Raw genomic sequence first — 15,617 nt, 5'->3', positions numbered from 1 at the left:
TAAGCCAGAGCCTCCATTTAAAGCTACAAGTACCGAAGATATTAAAATTATTCTGTGATCAACCCTTAAGTTTCAATAATCTAACTACTATTATTCAGATAAAGTGATCTTCTATTTTCGCGAAGATATTTGAGGTTCAAAAGCACTTATATTTTATATTTGTATACAACTTTAGGTTTTGATCAAAATCTCTGAAAAGCTAGTAAATTTACATATGATGCAAATCACCGACTTTAGCGAAATTTCATTATTGATCACAGTTTACAACAGAAGTTCTTCCCTTGAGCGACTACTAAATGCTTTTTCTGAACTTAAAGTTCAATTAGGAGAAATTATTGTATCGGATGATTTCAGTAGTGACTACCACTATACCAAAATGCTAGAGATTCAGAAGAGATTTGATTTTCAACTGATCAGGCCAGCCCGGAACGGTGGACTGGCTAACAACATTAATAAAGGACAAAGAGCTGTTAGCAGGCCATATACGCTATATGTACAGGAAGATTTCATTCCAAAGCCGAAGTTTATTGAGACAATGACTGCGGCTTTAAAGATTATGAAAGAAGATTTACCTGTCGATACCATTAGGTTCTATTCTTATTTTCCATATCCATATACCCAGCCATATGATCATTTATTCGATGAAATGGTCTTCAAGGGCTCCTTATTGAACTGGAATCACCTTAAATTTTATGTCTACAGCGACCATCCGCATCTGAGACGAACTTCTTTTAATGACAAATTTGGTGAGTACACAGAAGGCATACAGTCGGACAAAGCAGAATTTGAAATGTGCTTATCCTATATCAAAAATAAGGGTAGGGGACTTTTGCTGAAAGACTTTAATTCTGTTTTTGATCAGAAGAACGATCCGGATGAACCTAGTACCATAGGAAGACAAAGCTGGAGAGAAGGAAATTCCATCCCTCTACAAACATTAAGAAAGGTGTTTTTAATTTACAGATTCTTGAAGAACCACCTACAGCTATCGAAAAAGCGCTAACTTACCAGGTTTTTATACAATTGAATGTGTCGATTTACAGGATCTTCCTGATTATACCAGTCCAATATATTCCTGGCACAATCCGGGAATGCTGTTTGCCCTTGTTTTTTTAGATCTAAGACTTCCTTTAACTTCAAATGTAACTCATCTACTGCTCCAGGACTGAACAATAATCCACTAACTTGGTCCTCACAATAGTCAGGCACACCTCCTGTCTTTGAGCCCAGAAGAGGGGTATTACAAAGTAATGCTTCTGTTCCTGTAAGCCCAAAGGTTTCTTCTAACGATGGGATTACGAAGAAGTCCAGTGCAGAATATAATAAGGAATGAAACAATTTATTCTTGATCGTTTCAAACCTGACGGTTTGAATAGTAGGATTCTGATTTGCTCCGTTGTCTTTCGCATTCCCAAAGGTGACTAGCTTAATACATTGCTGATCCGCAATAGTCAGTTTGCCAATCGCATCCATTAAAATGCGGTAACCTTTTCTCTTGTTTTCCAAATCATCAGCACCCACTCCGAGAACTAAATGCTCATCTCCAAATCTCAGTGCCGTTTTTGCAATACTCTTCTCAATTGGACTATAGTTCTTCAAGTCTAGAATGCAAGGGATTTGAAGACAGGATATACCAGGCAAGTATTCCGAAACCTTTTCTACAGTAAACTTACTGCTTCCAATGAATTGTACTTTTGCTTCATTGATGTACTTATGCTTTAAAGTTCTTAGCTTGTCTTCGATACCTTTGAAAGTCGGGTTTCTCGCTACATCTTGTTCATAATGGAAACCACCTAATATTGGGTTCAGGTCATGAGCAGTCCAAACTACAGGCTTCTTTACATTCTCGAAGAAGCTCGGAACATCTACGAAGTCACCAACCCAATGCAGGTGAATGATATCAGCGTTTTTAACCAATTCATGCTCATGTAGTTTAATTTCAGAAAACGGTGTTGTAAATGCCTCGTAATTGCCGGTTAACCCTTTCAACAACCGGCCCTTTCGATCCAACCCAAATCGTTCCTTAGATTTTGTAATAAAGCTTTTCCTGGAGTTTACCGTATAAACCTCTTTGGAAAGGTTTTCATCCATTGAAAAGTAACAGAGTACTTTTGAATCAATACCGCTATCCAACAGGGCATTATGTAGCCTCATCACTGCTATTCCTGCCCCTCCGGTAATGTAACTTGTTATATGTAATACTTTCATCCTATCAAATTACACTGGTAATGCACTAAACTAGAAATATTCGTTGATGTAGGATTTAACTTCGTCATCCGTCTTTGCGTGAAGGATCTTTGCTCCAGAGAATTTTGGGAAAAGCGTCTCGAAACATTTAAAATAATGCTCTGGACCTTTCTTAGACAGGATAAGATTTATGCCTCCAAAATAGCTGGCCAATGAGGCTGTTCCACCATGGATTGAAATAAATCGCTCTGAATTAGCATAGACCATCAGTTGTAAGTGATTAAAGTTTTTCGCTTTTGCCTTATTTTCCTTGAAGAGGTCCTCCATTAAAATGACATCCGGATAATTCACTTTCAACCAGTCATATTCATTCATGTCATAAATATCACTGTTATCCATCGTTATATTTTCCGGTCTTGGTCTGTTATAGATGATCGTATACTTAGACTCCAGTTTCTCAATCATGTATTGAATCATTTCTATACTGAAGAAACTTATCGGCGGACCATCCCATTCCATGTTGTAGCGGTTAGCGATAACTAGAATAGGCTTGTCATATCTGTAGATATTATTGGAATATTCCGCCTTCAGTGGCACCGTTTCCCATTTACTCATGTCATAGTCATGGCTATAAAGGATTCTCGGTGTTTCATAATTATAGTTACCCTTCGTCGTCCTGATATCATAGATTTCGTGGTGGTCTTGCGAGAAAAAGTACAATTCCTTGGTGTATTTTGCGCCTTCAGTAGTCAATAGGGTACCATTTTTATGATGCCAGTAGGCGAACGGCAATGCGTACATGATATCGGGAGCGAACTCGCCGGAAAAAGAGATCTTCTTGTATTTCGGTTTAGTGATGTAATCTTTTATTACATATTTAAGTTGAACCAATTCGCAGAAATAAGTATCTCTATAAAAATATTTCAAAGCTTTAGGTACGTTTCTAAACCTGATAATTATGTAGAGACTTAATATTTTATTAATGATTTTGGTTAACATAGGGATTTTAAAATAGGGTGATGATGTATTTAAACAGTCCGGAACTTTAATTCGCGGACTGTTATTATTCTTAGCTATTTAATTGGATAGATCTTGGTGTTATCTACATTTCCGTCACTATACCAATCGATGTTGTTCTGCCCTAAACTGGATGCCCAATTGCTAAAGCTTTGATAGGCGGCTGTTATTGCAACCTTTTCCACTGGATATTTAAAGTTGCTGATCGGTAATTCAATCGCCCATGGCAGATTTTGAGTTTTACTTACGTAGCTCATATACCCCGCGCCAACTTGGCCTTTTCCTATTGTACCGTCATCACCAGACTGGAATAAGCTGAGGTCAGCTAAGTCCGTCGGCTTCTTGTTTTTCAGGTGGGTCTCATATCCTCTGCCAAATCCAGGTGTATTATTCCAGATAAATGGATTGTAGTTTCCAATGCCGAATTGTTCCACGCTGATTTCTGGTTTTACATCGAAGCTGATGTCATAGTTGACAGGAGCAGAGGCGCCCTCCGAAACTATTGTACCCCATAATGACTGCTGTGCGCGGCTATCTTTGAATAAAATTAATACCAGGTCTTTAGATACAGGCTGCTCTTCTACCTGCGCTCCTTTGACATTACTCACAGATGCTAAAGGAAGATCAAACTGAATTCCTGCACCATTTTTATAGCTTCCACCACTTGCACGCAAAGAATAATCTGCATCCACATGAACCACTTTATTGGCTGCATTACTAATAACCTGATAACGATAAGTTAAAACAATATCATTCATATCATAATCGCCTCTTGTAGGGAAGTTATCTTCAAATGCTATAGTAGTTCCACCATCGTTATAGTTAAACGAGTAGTTAATAAACGCTTTATCTGGATCAGTTGGGAAGGCGTCTTTCACATCAGGAATGCCATCACCGTCTGTATCAGAAACTACCTGCTTACCATTACCTTCGTTACATTCGTTCTTTTCTATGTAGATCCCATTGCCAGTTGTAGCAACGGCAGGATTATTAAAGGCTTCGCTTTTAATCTTGTTGGAAGGATCTGCATACACAATTGTCCCAGTAATCTTTTTGCCACCGTTATTAATATTGTCACGTGAAGTGGACACAACCTTGAATAAAGAAGTCCTTCCTTCACCTTTTAATGTTCCATCCAATGATGAAATAACATTAGTCTTAAACAAAGCCCCATTTCTAAGGATAGTTGAGCCTTTCAGATTAGATTCATTATCGACCTGAATGTAACTGGTGTTTAGCACCTCAGAATTATTATCAAATACATCCAAAGTGATCAGCTTGCAATTGTTAATAAGCGTGCCGCTGTTTTGAACATAATTTTGCACAGTGACGGAGCCACCGTTGGTAAAAGTACCTGATGCATTCACTTTTGAGTTACGTGCCAGTATAATACCGGTATTTACTACCGTTGGGCTATTATTTAAAGATACCTCGCCACTCGAAACGGTCCAATTGCCAGTGTTCGTAAATTTACCTGCGATGGTCGTTTGTTTAGTTTCCAGTATATCATTATTGACAAATGTCGGCGTGTTACTAGAGTTAAAATTTCCGTTAACTTTAAGTGTTCCTTCGTTGGTAAATGTGCCTCCAGAGTTGAAATTGCTGCTCACGTTGATCGTACCGTAGTTAGTACCGTCTCCATTACTTTCTGTTACGAAGTCTCCGTTAACATTCATGGTACCCTGATTTAAAAAATTAGGACTTAACACTTTAACGTTTCCTGTTGATACCGTTCCGAAGTTTTTAAATACTGATGGGCCTTCCCAATTCAAGTTGTTAAAAGTAACCGAGGCGCCTGCTGCTACGATAACAGTTACATTGTTCGTCATCTTTAAACCTTCTACTGTTACACCCGTGCCGCAAATTCTCATTGTGCCGCCATTAGTGTTTTGAACTTTAACAGTAATATTGCTGCCAGTAACGCAATAAATGGTATTGGCATTCATATCGAAACTATTTTGCGAACTTTGTTGGATAATGACGCCGCATCCTGAAGTACAAGAAGGACTGTTTTCTATTGGTAGGACAGCAGAGATAGCAGCGTTCGTTGGTTTCAAACCAGAACTGGTTACAATATTGTTTTGCCCAATGGAAACTGATACTTTATCAGTAGTTACAGCGATTGTCTGACTAAGTTCTTCTCCGTTAGGTGTGAACCGTTCTAAATAAACCTCTTTAATCGTATTTGGAATAGAGATTTTAGTGTTAAAAGAACTTGTAATGGAAGCCGAGCCTCTGGATAATAAGGTTCCACCATTCTTTGGATCTGCAGAATAGATAGAGATTACGTGAAGTTTGCTACCGAATTGAGTGTCACTAATTCCTATATTAAAATTAACATCTCTGGAAGTAGCCCATGAAAAGGCAGGAGAGGCCGATAAATTGTTAATATCTGGACCCTGAATGTTTTCAGGTAAGTTGTTTTTCTCGCATGACGTGATGATGCTGAAAATTAAAAGAATTGCTAGTAGTTTTGTTTTCATAGTTTTTGGTTAATGATAATAGTAGTCTGCCAATATCGTTCCCAAAATGTCTTAACAACTACTGGTACTAATATTTATAACCAAATATACATGTAAAACGCACTTAAGTATACGCTGGATCACAAAATCTTCTCTTAAAATAAAAAGATTATTTTTGAAGCTGAGCCATTTCCCAGCTGTGTTATAAAAGTTGTGGAATCCTTTTCCCAAAAGTCAATATAGTGGACACTCTTCGGTTCAGTTCGGGTCTTGCTTTGGGTGAGGCCGCCATGAGGCCATAGTGAGGCCACGGTGAGGCCGCCTTTTGCTAGGGAAAAGGCGGCCTCACCGTGAGCGCATAGTGCCTATACGGTGGAAGGATCTCGAACCAGCTCAAAGGCAGTCACGACCAGATCCGTATATAAACCAAACCAAATTATACAGATCCTGTTCTACATAAATAACACGCTTCTATATGAATACACGTCAAATTAGCTTGATGATCAATGGTCAACAAAAACAACTCCAGCTTAAGCCATGGGTTAGCTTTTTGGACTGTCTTCGGGAACACCTGGATCTTACCGGAACAAAGAAAGGCTGTGATCATGGTCAGTGTGGTGCTTGTACGGTCATTGTTGACGGCAAAAGGGTACTTAGCTGCCTAACACTCGCTGTAATGAATGAAGGTTCGGAAATAACAACTATTGAGGGCATTGCTGAAAATGGCGAACTACATCCACTTCAGCAGGCATTCATCGATCATGATGCTTTCCAATGTGGGTACTGTACACCCGGGCAGATCTGCAGTGCGATTGGGATGTTTAAAGAAGGTAAAGCGAAAACAGAAGCCGATGTTAAGGAGCTGATGAGCGGCAACCTTTGTCGTTGTGGAGCAAATACAAATATTATATCCGCGATTATGGATGTTAAAAACGGAGGTCAGCATGAATGATCTTAATTATTCTAGACCATCCAACATTCAAGATGCAATTCAACAAGTAACACATACACAAGATAGCCACTATATCGCTGGGGGTACTAACCTCATCGACTTATTAAAATACAATCTTAGTAAGGCCGCTGAGCTGGTAGATATAAATCATCTATCCCATACTGAAGCGTTCGTGCCGGGAGCTGACGGTTCCTTATGGTTAAGCGCTTTCACTACAAATGCGGATACCGCTTATTACCCACTTATAGAGGAAAAGTATCCACTTCTTTCTAAAGCTATTCTTGCAGGTGCCTCTCCACAAATCAGAAATATGGCCACTAATGGAGGCAACCTGCTTCAACGTACCCGATGTTATTATTTTTACGATGCCGGTTCTCCGTGTAACAAGCGGATGCCCGGGTCTGGTTGCCCAGCCATTAAAGGCTATAACAGAAATATGGCTATTCTAGGAACAAGCGACGACTGTATTGCTGTCTTTCCTTCAGATATGTGCGTGGCCTTAGCCGCTCTGGATGCTGTGGTCCATGTTCAAGGTGCAAATGGAAAACGTACAATTTCGTTTACAGATTTTCACCGGTTACCTGGGAACACACCGCATATAGACAATACATTAGAAGCGGACGAGCTAATTATTGGTATTGAATTGCCGGCTCAGGGCTTTCCTGATAATTACTCCTATTTAAAACTTAGGGACAGGAATTCCTACGCCTTTGCGTTGGTCTCTGTGGCAACAGGTTTTCAACTGGAAAATAACTTAATTAAGGAAGCAAGAATTGCTTTGGGCGGCGTTTCCCATAAGCCATGGCGAGTTAAGGAGGCAGAAGAATTCTTGATGGGTAAAGCTCCAACAAGGGAGAACTTTTCTGAAGCTGCGGAGATGATCCTAGCCGGCGCCGTGGGATACGAATTCAATTCCTTCAAAATTAATCTAGCTAAAAAGGCGATCGTCCGCAATTGCATGATGGCGCTTCATCCAGAATCACAGCAACCAGGTGCGCAGCCTTCCGCTTAATCTAATAATCTTATGCCAGTAAAACCAACAATAGGTCAGCCGATCAGCAGGCTGGAAGGACATTTAAAAGTTACAGGTGAGGCAAAGTATTCCGGTGAATATAACGTTCCCGGTCTGCTTTATGGATATGTAGTCAACAGTACCATCACTAAAGGCAGGATCCTCAAGATTCACACGGACGAAGTCAAGAAGATACCTGGGGTGATCGAAGTCTTTACTTATAAGAACCGGCCATCCTTAGCTTGGTTTAGTATGCAGTACTCTGATATGGATGCTCCACCAGGAAGCCCATTTAAGCCATTGCATGATGATGAGATAAATTATAATGGACAGCCGATTGCATTGGTTGTTGCGGAAAGCTTTGAGCTTGCAAGATATGCGGCATTCTTGCTAGCAGTCGATTATGAGGAGGAGGCCTTCGAGACAAGATTGGAAACTTTCCAGGCTGAGGCGAGGTCGCCTAAAAAAGGGATCGCAACTATGTTAAAGCCATTACCACCACCAGACAAAGGTGATGTGGATAAAGCTATCAAAGAATCGTTCGCAACGGCTTCTGGCTATTTTCTCCATGGAACTGAACACCACAATCCTTTAGAACTCTTTGCTACCACAACCATTTACGAAGGGGAAGGGAAAGTTACTATTTATGATAAAACGCAGGGAACGGTAAATTGCCAGCTTTATGTAGGTAATGTATTCGGCTTGCATTTTAAAGATGTAAGAGTCATTTCTCCCTATGTTGGCGGGGCGTTTGGCTCTGGACTAAGACCGCAATACCAGCTCTTTATGTCGGTAATGGCCGCCTTGGAGTTGAAACGTCCGGTAAGGGTTACGTTAGACAGACATCAGATGTATAGCTTCGGGCACAGACCTCCAACTATTCAAAGAACAATGTTTGGAGCGGATCAAAACGGTATGTTGAATTCAATGTACCATGAGGCCATAGGAGAAACCTCCCGATTTGAAGATTATACCGAGGTTGTGGTCAACTGGGCGCCAATGCTTTATCCTTCTCCAAACAGTCGCATGGTATACAAACTACTGCCTCTGGACGTATTTACGCCACTAGATATGCGTGCACCGGGTGGCAGTACCGGTCTTCATGCGATAGAAGCCACAATGGACGAGCTTTCTTACCAGTTGAACATTGATCCATTGGAGCTAAGGATTTTAAATTACGCCGAACGGGATGAGAGCGTGGGTCGCCCTTATTCAAGTAAAGAATTGAGGCAGTGCTACATTCAGGGCGCCGATAAATTCGGCTGGTCTAAACGGAGTCCTACACCGAGAAGTATGCGCAGGGGCAATAAATTGGTTGGGTTCGGAATGGCGACCGGAATCTGGGAATCGATGATTGTACCAGCCCGGGCTGAGGCAGGAATCACGGCAGACGGAAAATTATTGGTTAAGAGCGCCGTAACTGATATAGGAACCGGCACTTTGACTGTGATGACTCAGATTGCCGCCGATGAATTAGGGATGGATATGGCAGATGTTATCTTTGAATATGGGGATAGTAAACTACCTTTTGCGCCGATCCAGGGAGGCTCATTCACCACGTCAACTGTAGGTTCTGCAATTAAGGCAGCAGGAACTGCATTGCGCAAGAAACTGTTTAAGAAAGCCAGGCAGGTGAGCCAGTCGCCATTTACAGATGTTGACTTCACTGATGTCATTTTTGAAGGCGGTTATATCCGGTTAAAAAGTGATTCTTTGAAGGGTTTAAGCTTAAAATCCCTGGTGGTAGCGAACAAAGGAAAGACGATAAAGAGCACAAACTTTAATGTTCCAAATATTTTTAAGTTGAAAAAATACTCAAGAGCAGCGCATAGCGCGGTTTTTGTCGAAGTAGAAGTAGATGAAGAATTAGGGATTGTTAACGTGACAAGAGCGGTCACCGCTGTTGCTGCTGGTAAAATTATCAACCCAAAAACTGCAAGAAGCCAAATTCTTGGTGGAATGGTTTGGAGCATCAGTAAAGCGTTAAGAGAGGAGACGATCACTGATCATAATCTGGGTAAGTATATGAATCAGAATCTCTCAGAATATCATATTCCGGTACATGCGGATATTCATGATTTGGACGTTATATTCGTGGAGGAAAAAGATGAGATCGTAAACGAGCTCGGTAGCAAAGGACTTGGCGAGATTGGTTTGGTAGGTATGCCACCGGCTATCGCAAATGCCATATATCATGCTACCGGAAAACGAATCAATCAATTTCCAATTCATTTTGATTCATTGCTGGAAGATGAAAGAGATCTTAGCCATACTAAATAGCTACGAGAAAGCAGAAAAAGAAGGGAAGAAGTCCGCACTGGCTACGGTGGTCGGGGTGGAAGGATCTTCTTACCGCAGGCCCGGGGCGAGAATGCTGGTCACCGATGATGGGCAACTGACCGGCGCTATTAGTGGAGGTTGTTTAGAGGGCGATGCTTTAAGAAAAGCATTGGCTGCGATTAATCAGCGCGAGAATAAGCTGGTTACCTATGATACTACTGATGAAGATGATGCTAAATTTGGTGTTCAGCTTGGTTGTAATGGTATTGTCCACATCTTGTTTGAACCCATAGATTCTTCTGACTTTCAAAATCCTGTCCACTTGTTAAAAGCATTAGCTGCGGAAAGAAGCAATGCGGTTGTGGTTACTCTATTTAACCTTCATTCTTTTAAACAACGGGGTACGATTTTTCTTTACCGACCAGACCGGAAATATATTGACTTTGAGGAGCCAGAACTGGATTTAGATCAAGAAGCTTCGGAAGTATACACTACCGGCATTTCGATTTTTAGAAGCTACAGTCCGACAAAAGGATCCGAGGCTTTTTTAGAGTTTATACCACCGAACTTACACCTGGTAATTGCTGGTGCTGGCAATGATGTACAGCCGCTTGTCGAAATGGCCTATGTTTTAGGTTGGAAAATCACGGTCCTGGATGGAAGACCATCTCATGCAACTACAGCAAGGTTTTCAAAAGCTGATCAGGTATTAATAGTAAAGCCTGATGTCGTTTTCGATCATGTGGAAGTTGACGCGCGAACGGTTTTTGTAATGATGACGCATAATTATAACTATGATCTGGCACTAATGGAGCTCATTCTGGAGAAAGAGTTTTTCTATTTGGGAATGCTGGGGCCGAAAAAGAAATTGGATAGAATGCTTGGAGAGCTGGCAGACAAGGGTTTTGTAGTGAATGATGCTATGCTATCCAGGATACACGGTCCTATTGGGTTAGACATCGGCGCAGAAACTTCGGAAGAGATCGCACTGTCTATTCTGGCGGAAATAAAAGCGGTGATGAGCAATCATTCTGCGAAATTTTTGAAGGATAAAATGGCGCCAATTCATTTTAAAGAAAAAGCTACTAATGGATAACACAGCAATCATCATACTGGCAGGAGGTAATTCATCACGATTAGGAAGGGCTAAACAGCTTTTGCCTTATAAAGGAACAACATTGGTTCGAAATATTGTCGATGCTGCACTTGTGGCTGCTTTGGTGCCAACTATTGTTGTGACAGGCGCTTCCTCTGAGGAGGTCTCTAAAGAGCTAGACGGCATGAAGGTAGAATTGGTGTATAACCAAAATTGGAAGCAAGGTATGGGTTCAGGAATAGTTACCGGGATGAATAGATTGCTAGCGATGGTGCCATTGGTCGAAAATGTTATCATTGCGGTTTGTGATCAACCTTTTGTGACGTCGGACATTCTTATTAATTTGCACTCCTTAAAAAACAAAAGCAAAAAGACCATTGTTTCATCAGCGTATGCCGATACAGTTGGAACACCGGTACTTTTTAATAAGATACATTTTAGAGCGCTGTTGGGTTTAAAAGGAAACACAGGCGCAAAGAATTTAATTGAAGAACAGAAAGAAGATATGATTAGTTTGCCTTTTGAAAGAGGAAGTTTGGATATCGATACGGAGGCGGATTACTTAAAACTTATCAATGATTAAAGATTCTTTTGGAAGGGTTCATGATTACCTAAGACTATCTCTTACTGATAATTGCAATTTCAGGTGCTTTTATTGCATGCCTGAAGAGGACTATGATTTTACTCCAGCGTCCAGATTGATGCAGCCGAAGGAAATACTTGCCTTAGCAGAGATTTTTGTAGCACAGGGTGTTAAAAAGATCAGGTTAACCGGTGGTGAGCCGCTGGTACGGAAAGATGCAGCGGAAATTATCAGTTCTCTTGGTCAACTGCCTGTTGAGTTGGCTATCACCACTAATGGCTCCAGAATCCATGAATTGTTACCTGTATTGCTTCAGGCAAATATACGGTCTATAAATATTAGCCTTGACACGCTCCAACCTGCCAGGTTCTTCAAGATCACTCAGAGAGACCTATTTGATCAGGTTAAAAGCAACATAGATCTTTTGCTTAGGAACGGAATCAAGGTTAAGATCAATGTAGTATTGATGAAAGGGTTCAATGATGATGAGATTTTAGATTTCCTGGCATGGACCAATCATACTGAAATAGAAATTCGATTTATAGAGTTCATGCCGTTTAACGGGAACAGATGGACCAGTAATCAGGTGTACTCGTTGGAGGAAATCTTGAACGTTGCCGGCAGCCGTTATGAAGTTTTACCATTGGCGGGTAGTGCAAACGATACCGCAAAACATTATATGATTCCAGGGCATGTTGGGTCATTTGCAGTAATAAGCACAATGACGGCGCCTTTTTGCAGCACTTGTAACAGAATGCGACTAACGGCGGATGGCAAATTGAAAAATTGCTTGTTCTCTACTGATGAAACGGATCTATTGTCTGCATTAAGACGAAATGAAGATGTGCTGCCATTAATTTTCAGTAATATCTATAGTAAGAAGAAGGCTTTAGGCGGACAATTCACTGTAGATTTCGAAGATATTGAGGCATCAGCACTTCATAATCGAAGCATGATAACGATTGGGGGATGATTAACGTTGCTGAAGCAAAGGCTGCTATTCTCCTTAGCGTTAAACTCCCAAAACCGGTGACTATGCCGCTTTTAAAGGCATTAGGGCATGTTTTGGCTAAAGACATTTTTGCCTCAATAGATATTCCTGCATTTAAGCAAAGTTCTATGGATGGTTACGCTATTAAGTTTGAGGATCATGAGGTTCCTTTACTTATTAAAGGTGAGATGGCGGCTGGGACTGACGTGACTTTTAAGATAAACAGCGGTGAAACGGCCCGAATATTTACCGGAGCACCATTACCTGAGGGTGCAGATACCGTTGTAATGCAAGAAAAGGTAAGCTTGGGGCATGGAAGTGTTTCGATACAGGATCCTTTGCTCAAGGTTGGCGCAAATACCCGGGAGAAAGGTTCTGAAGTTAGGGCTGGGGCGCTGGCCATTCAAAAAAACAGCTTACTGACACCAGCGGCCTTAGGTTTTATTGCTGGTATTGGAGAAACAGTTGTTACGGTTTATCCCATGCCCAAAGTTAGCGTCATTTTAACTGGTAGAGAGCTTCAGGCGCCCGGAAACCCATTAGGGCCCGGTCAGGTTTATGAATCCAATTCGTTTTCTTTACGTGGTGCGCTATTTCAGGCAGGGATTCATGATGTTCAGCTGTTTACAGCAGAAGACGACTTGCTGAAGCTCAAAGCAATACTAAGTAAGGCAATGGAAATTAGTGATGTCGTCCTGCTTACGGGTGGAGTGAGTGTTGGCGACTATGATTTTGTAGTGGAAGCTGCAGCGCTATGTGGTGTAAAACAGGTGTTTCATAAAGTTAAACAGAAACCAGGGAAGCCCTTGTACTTTGGTGTGTTAGGTGATAAATTAGTGTTCGGACTGCCTGGAAATCCATCTTCGGTATTAAATTGTTATTACCAGTATGTATTGCCTGCAATCGAGGCTATTTCTGGAAAGACGGTGACAGATCGTTTTGCAACTGCAGTTATGCAGAAAGCCTATGAGAAAGGCGCAGGTCTCACTCATTTTATAAAGGCAGTTTTCGATGGCGGTATGGTAAGTCCATTAACTGCGCAAGAATCATTTCGTATGAGTTCTTTTGCTGCGGCAAATTGCATGATTTGTTTAGACGAGGAAAAGACGCATTTTAAGGAAGGTGAAGCAGTGAAAGTATATATGTTGCCTTTGTGATTAGCTTTAGTACTTTGGCAAACACAAAAATTGGCAATGACATGTTTACATATCGTCATCCTAAATTTATTTCAGGACCTCGGCATAGCGATGCCACCCATTCCGAGGTTGCGGTCTACGCCGCAAGGACGGGTGTAGGATAAACTGTCATTGGTGATTTATTTCAGGACTCGGAATAACAATACCACGAGGTACCGGTATCCCCGGGATGATAATGGTGGATTAACCTACAATTAATTGATAACTAAAATATGACAATCAACTTTTTAAGTTTTGGTAGTTTAACAGAAATAGTGGCAAATGGTCAAATCACAAGCATCGACTTCAGTGATTCGGATTCGGTAAAAAACTATTTGATCGCCAACTATCCGGTTATTGCGGAAAAGAAGTTTATTATGGCAGTTAATAAATCGATCATTCAGCAAAATACGGTTTTAAATGAATTTGATACTGTAGCAATCTTACCGCCTTTTTCGGGAGGATAGATTGATAAATTTGATAACGCCCAAAATATGTCAGATACAAAAGACAAGAAAATTAGAAACATTTTTACAGAAGGACCAATTAGTCCGGCCTTCATTGCGGATAGCATTGCAAAGCACAGCACGAAAACTGACATTGGAGCTCATAACATCTTTCTGGGGCAAGTCCGAAAAGATGATCTTGCGGGAAAAATTGTAGCTGGAATAGAATATACAGCCTATGAAGATATGGCTTTGGAGAAAATGCAAGAGATGAGAGAAGATATTTTTCAAAAATATGAACTTACCTGCATGCATGTCCACCATAGCTTGGGATTAGTGCTAACCGGGGAGCTTTGTCTGTTTGTCTTCACATCTTCAAAACGTAGGACAGCAGCAATCGAGGCTTGTCAGGAATTAGTGGAAAGAATCAAAGCCGAACTCCCAATTTGGGGTAAGGAAATATTTGAAGGAGAAGGACATCAATGGAAACAAAACAGCTGACATGGTAAACATTACTCATAAATCCAATACGCTACGTATTGCTATTGCCTCGGCAATTTTGAAGGTGTCAAAGCCAGAAACTATCACGGCAATACGCGAGCGAAAGGTACCTAAAGGCGACGTTTTCGAATTCGCTCGTGCTGCGGGATTGTTAGGCGTTAAAAAGACAAGTGATGTGATACCTGATTGTCACCCCTTGCCTATTGAATTTACTGCCATTACTTATGAAATAGAGGGGTTGCACGTAATTATTACAGTTGAGGTCCATACAATTTATAAGACAGGTGTTGAAGTAGAAGCAATGCACGGTGCGTCTGTGACTGCGCTGACCATGTATGATATGCTGAAGCCAATTGATAAGGGTGTAGAGATCAGTACCATTCGTTTGGAAACAAAGTCTGGCGGAAAATCTGATCTTAATAACATAAAGTTAAAGGATCTAAAATCGGCAGTTGTGGTTTGTTCTGATCGGGTCTCCAGAGGAGAAATGGAAGATACTGCCGGGAAGGCAATAATAAATAAACTGGAGGTCTTTGGAATCAATACCACAAGCTATCAGGTTATTCCTGACGAGTTTGATGATATCCAATCGCTAGTTAAAAAACTAACAAGCGAAAACTATGATTTGGTTATTTTCACTGGTGGAACAGGCTTATCTTCCAGGGACGTGACCGTTGATGCCATTCTTCCTTTGATCGAACGGCCTATTGATGGTATTATGGAAACGGCCAGAAGATATGGACAAGATAGGATGCCTTACGCAATGTTGTCACGGGGAGTAGCAGGGCTAATTGGTGAAACCTTAATTATCACTGCGCCAGGATCAAAGAAAGGTGCGTCAGAAACAATTGATGCCTTATTCCCTCAGGTCCTGCATCTATTTAAGGTACTCGAAGGGAAGGGCCATTAAGGCTT

At 41.1% G+C, this 15,617-nt stretch carries 14 protein-coding genes; 11 read left to right on the top strand and 3 right to left on the bottom strand.

Annotated features, from left to right (window positions below):
- The first annotated feature begins 214 nt into the window (after positions 1-214).
- Positions 215-1,003 carry a glycosyltransferase family 2 protein gene (locus WKF66_RS05775; RefSeq protein ID WP_489673472.1) on the top strand — a complete coding sequence of 263 codons (789 nt, stop codon included), beginning with the start codon at positions 215-217 and terminating at the stop codon, positions 1,001-1,003.
- On the opposite strand, the gene WKF66_RS05770 is transcribed toward WKF66_RS05775, so the two are convergent.
- From WKF66_RS05770 to WKF66_RS05760, 3 genes are all read right to left on the bottom strand, one after another.
- Positions 1,000-2,208, bottom strand: a complete 1,209-nt coding sequence (locus WKF66_RS05770) for a glycosyltransferase (RefSeq protein ID WP_489673471.1) — start codon at positions 2,206-2,208, stop codon at positions 1,000-1,002. The two genes, WKF66_RS05775 and WKF66_RS05770, sit on opposite strands and share 4 nt — an antisense overlap.
- A 30-nt stretch (positions 2,209-2,238) precedes the next feature.
- Entirely contained in the window at positions 2,239-3,186 is a 948-nt protein-coding gene (locus WKF66_RS05765; RefSeq protein ID WP_489673470.1) for a hypothetical protein, read from the bottom strand.
- A 74-nt stretch (positions 3,187-3,260) separates the two neighbouring features.
- Complete coding sequence (locus WKF66_RS05760; protein WP_489673469.1) at positions 3,261-5,687, bottom strand: LruC domain-containing protein; 2,427 nt, start codon at positions 5,685-5,687, stop codon at positions 3,261-3,263.
- Between the two features lie 454 nt (positions 5,688-6,141).
- Here WKF66_RS05760 and WKF66_RS05755 point away from each other — a divergent pair, with 454 nt between their 5' ends.
- From WKF66_RS05755 to moaCB, 10 genes are all read left to right on the top strand, one after another.
- On the top strand, positions 6,142-6,618 hold the full coding sequence (locus tag WKF66_RS05755) for a (2Fe-2S)-binding protein (RefSeq protein ID WP_489673468.1): 477 nt from the start codon (positions 6,142-6,144) through the stop codon (positions 6,616-6,618).
- A complete protein-coding gene (locus tag WKF66_RS05750) occupies positions 6,611-7,630 on the top strand; it encodes an FAD binding domain-containing protein (RefSeq protein ID WP_489673467.1) in 1,020 nt (339 codons plus the stop codon). Before WKF66_RS05755 ends, WKF66_RS05750 begins: the two co-directional genes overlap by 8 nt.
- Positions 7,631-7,642: 12 nt before the next feature.
- Positions 7,643-9,910 carry a xanthine dehydrogenase family protein molybdopterin-binding subunit gene (locus WKF66_RS05745; RefSeq protein ID WP_489673466.1) on the top strand — a complete coding sequence of 756 codons (2,268 nt, stop codon included), beginning with the start codon at positions 7,643-7,645 and terminating at the stop codon, positions 9,908-9,910.
- Positions 9,882-11,006: an XdhC family protein gene (locus WKF66_RS05740; protein ID WP_489673465.1), complete on the top strand. Its 1,125-nt coding sequence runs from the start codon at positions 9,882-9,884 to the stop codon at positions 11,004-11,006. Before WKF66_RS05745 ends, WKF66_RS05740 begins: the two co-directional genes overlap by 29 nt.
- Positions 10,999-11,589 carry a nucleotidyltransferase family protein gene (locus WKF66_RS05735; protein ID WP_489673464.1) on the top strand — a complete coding sequence of 197 codons (591 nt, stop codon included), beginning with the start codon at positions 10,999-11,001 and terminating at the stop codon, positions 11,587-11,589. The genes WKF66_RS05740 and WKF66_RS05735 overlap by 8 nt, the downstream gene beginning before the upstream one ends.
- On the top strand, positions 11,582-12,562 hold the full coding sequence (gene moaA / locus WKF66_RS05730; RefSeq protein WP_489673463.1) for a GTP 3',8-cyclase MoaA: 981 nt from the start codon (positions 11,582-11,584) through the stop codon (positions 12,560-12,562). The genes WKF66_RS05735 and moaA overlap by 8 nt, the downstream gene beginning before the upstream one ends.
- Positions 12,559-13,737, top strand: a complete 1,179-nt coding sequence (locus WKF66_RS05725; RefSeq protein WP_489673462.1) for a molybdopterin molybdotransferase MoeA — start codon at positions 12,559-12,561, stop codon at positions 13,735-13,737. The genes moaA and WKF66_RS05725 overlap by 4 nt, the downstream gene beginning before the upstream one ends.
- 251 nt (positions 13,738-13,988) lie before the next feature.
- Positions 13,989-14,222 (top strand): MoaD/ThiS family protein, encoded by a 234-nt coding sequence (locus tag WKF66_RS05720; RefSeq protein ID WP_489673461.1) that lies wholly within the window; start codon positions 13,989-13,991, stop codon positions 14,220-14,222.
- A 27-nt stretch (positions 14,223-14,249) separates the two neighbouring features.
- Positions 14,250-14,702 (top strand): molybdenum cofactor biosynthesis protein MoaE, encoded by a 453-nt coding sequence (locus WKF66_RS05715; RefSeq protein ID WP_489673460.1) that lies wholly within the window; start codon positions 14,250-14,252, stop codon positions 14,700-14,702.
- 1 nt (position 14,703) lies between these two features.
- Positions 14,704-15,612 carry a bifunctional molybdenum cofactor biosynthesis protein MoaC/MoaB gene (gene moaCB, locus WKF66_RS05710; protein ID WP_489673459.1) on the top strand — a complete coding sequence of 303 codons (909 nt, stop codon included), beginning with the start codon at positions 14,704-14,706 and terminating at the stop codon, positions 15,610-15,612.
- The last annotated feature ends 5 nt before the right edge of the window (positions 15,613-15,617 follow it).

Source organism: Pedobacter sp. (assembly GCF_037719805.1).
Lineage (GTDB): Bacteria > Bacteroidota > Bacteroidia > Sphingobacteriales > Sphingobacteriaceae > Pedobacter.
Note: the sequence above shows the minus strand (reverse complement) of the source record. Positions and strands in the feature narration are given on the sequence as shown.

What these genes read in the sequence shown, in the direction of transcription:
- WKF66_RS05745 (WP_489673466.1), top strand. Translation starts at nt 7,643, where the DNA reads ATGCCAGTAAAACCAACAATAGGTCAGCCGATCAGCAGGCTGGAAGGA.
- moaCB (WP_489673459.1), top strand. Translation starts at nt 14,704, where the DNA reads ATGGTAAACATTACTCATAAATCCAATACGCTACGTATTGCTATTGCC.
- WKF66_RS05755 (WP_489673468.1), top strand. Translation starts at nt 6,142, where the DNA reads ATGAATACACGTCAAATTAGCTTGATGATCAATGGTCAACAAAAACAA.
- WKF66_RS05760 (WP_489673469.1), bottom strand. Translation starts at nt 5,687, where the DNA reads ATGAAAACAAAACTACTAGCAATTCTTTTAATTTTCAGCATCATCACG.
- WKF66_RS05750 (WP_489673467.1), top strand. Translation starts at nt 6,611, where the DNA reads ATGAATGATCTTAATTATTCTAGACCATCCAACATTCAAGATGCAATT.
- WKF66_RS05720 (WP_489673461.1), top strand. Translation starts at nt 13,989, where the DNA reads ATGACAATCAACTTTTTAAGTTTTGGTAGTTTAACAGAAATAGTGGCA.
- WKF66_RS05735 (WP_489673464.1), top strand. Translation starts at nt 10,999, where the DNA reads ATGGATAACACAGCAATCATCATACTGGCAGGAGGTAATTCATCACGA.
- WKF66_RS05725 (WP_489673462.1), top strand. Translation starts at nt 12,559, where the DNA reads ATGATTAACGTTGCTGAAGCAAAGGCTGCTATTCTCCTTAGCGTTAAA.
- WKF66_RS05775 (WP_489673472.1), top strand. Translation starts at nt 215, where the DNA reads ATGATGCAAATCACCGACTTTAGCGAAATTTCATTATTGATCACAGTT.
- WKF66_RS05715 (WP_489673460.1), top strand. Translation starts at nt 14,250, where the DNA reads ATGTCAGATACAAAAGACAAGAAAATTAGAAACATTTTTACAGAAGGA.
- WKF66_RS05740 (WP_489673465.1), top strand. Translation starts at nt 9,882, where the DNA reads ATGAAAGAGATCTTAGCCATACTAAATAGCTACGAGAAAGCAGAAAAA.
- moaA (WP_489673463.1), top strand. Translation starts at nt 11,582, where the DNA reads ATGATTAAAGATTCTTTTGGAAGGGTTCATGATTACCTAAGACTATCT.
- WKF66_RS05770 (WP_489673471.1), bottom strand. Translation starts at nt 2,208, where the DNA reads ATGAAAGTATTACATATAACAAGTTACATTACCGGAGGGGCAGGAATA.
- WKF66_RS05765 (WP_489673470.1), bottom strand. Translation starts at nt 3,186, where the DNA reads ATGTTAACCAAAATCATTAATAAAATATTAAGTCTCTACATAATTATC.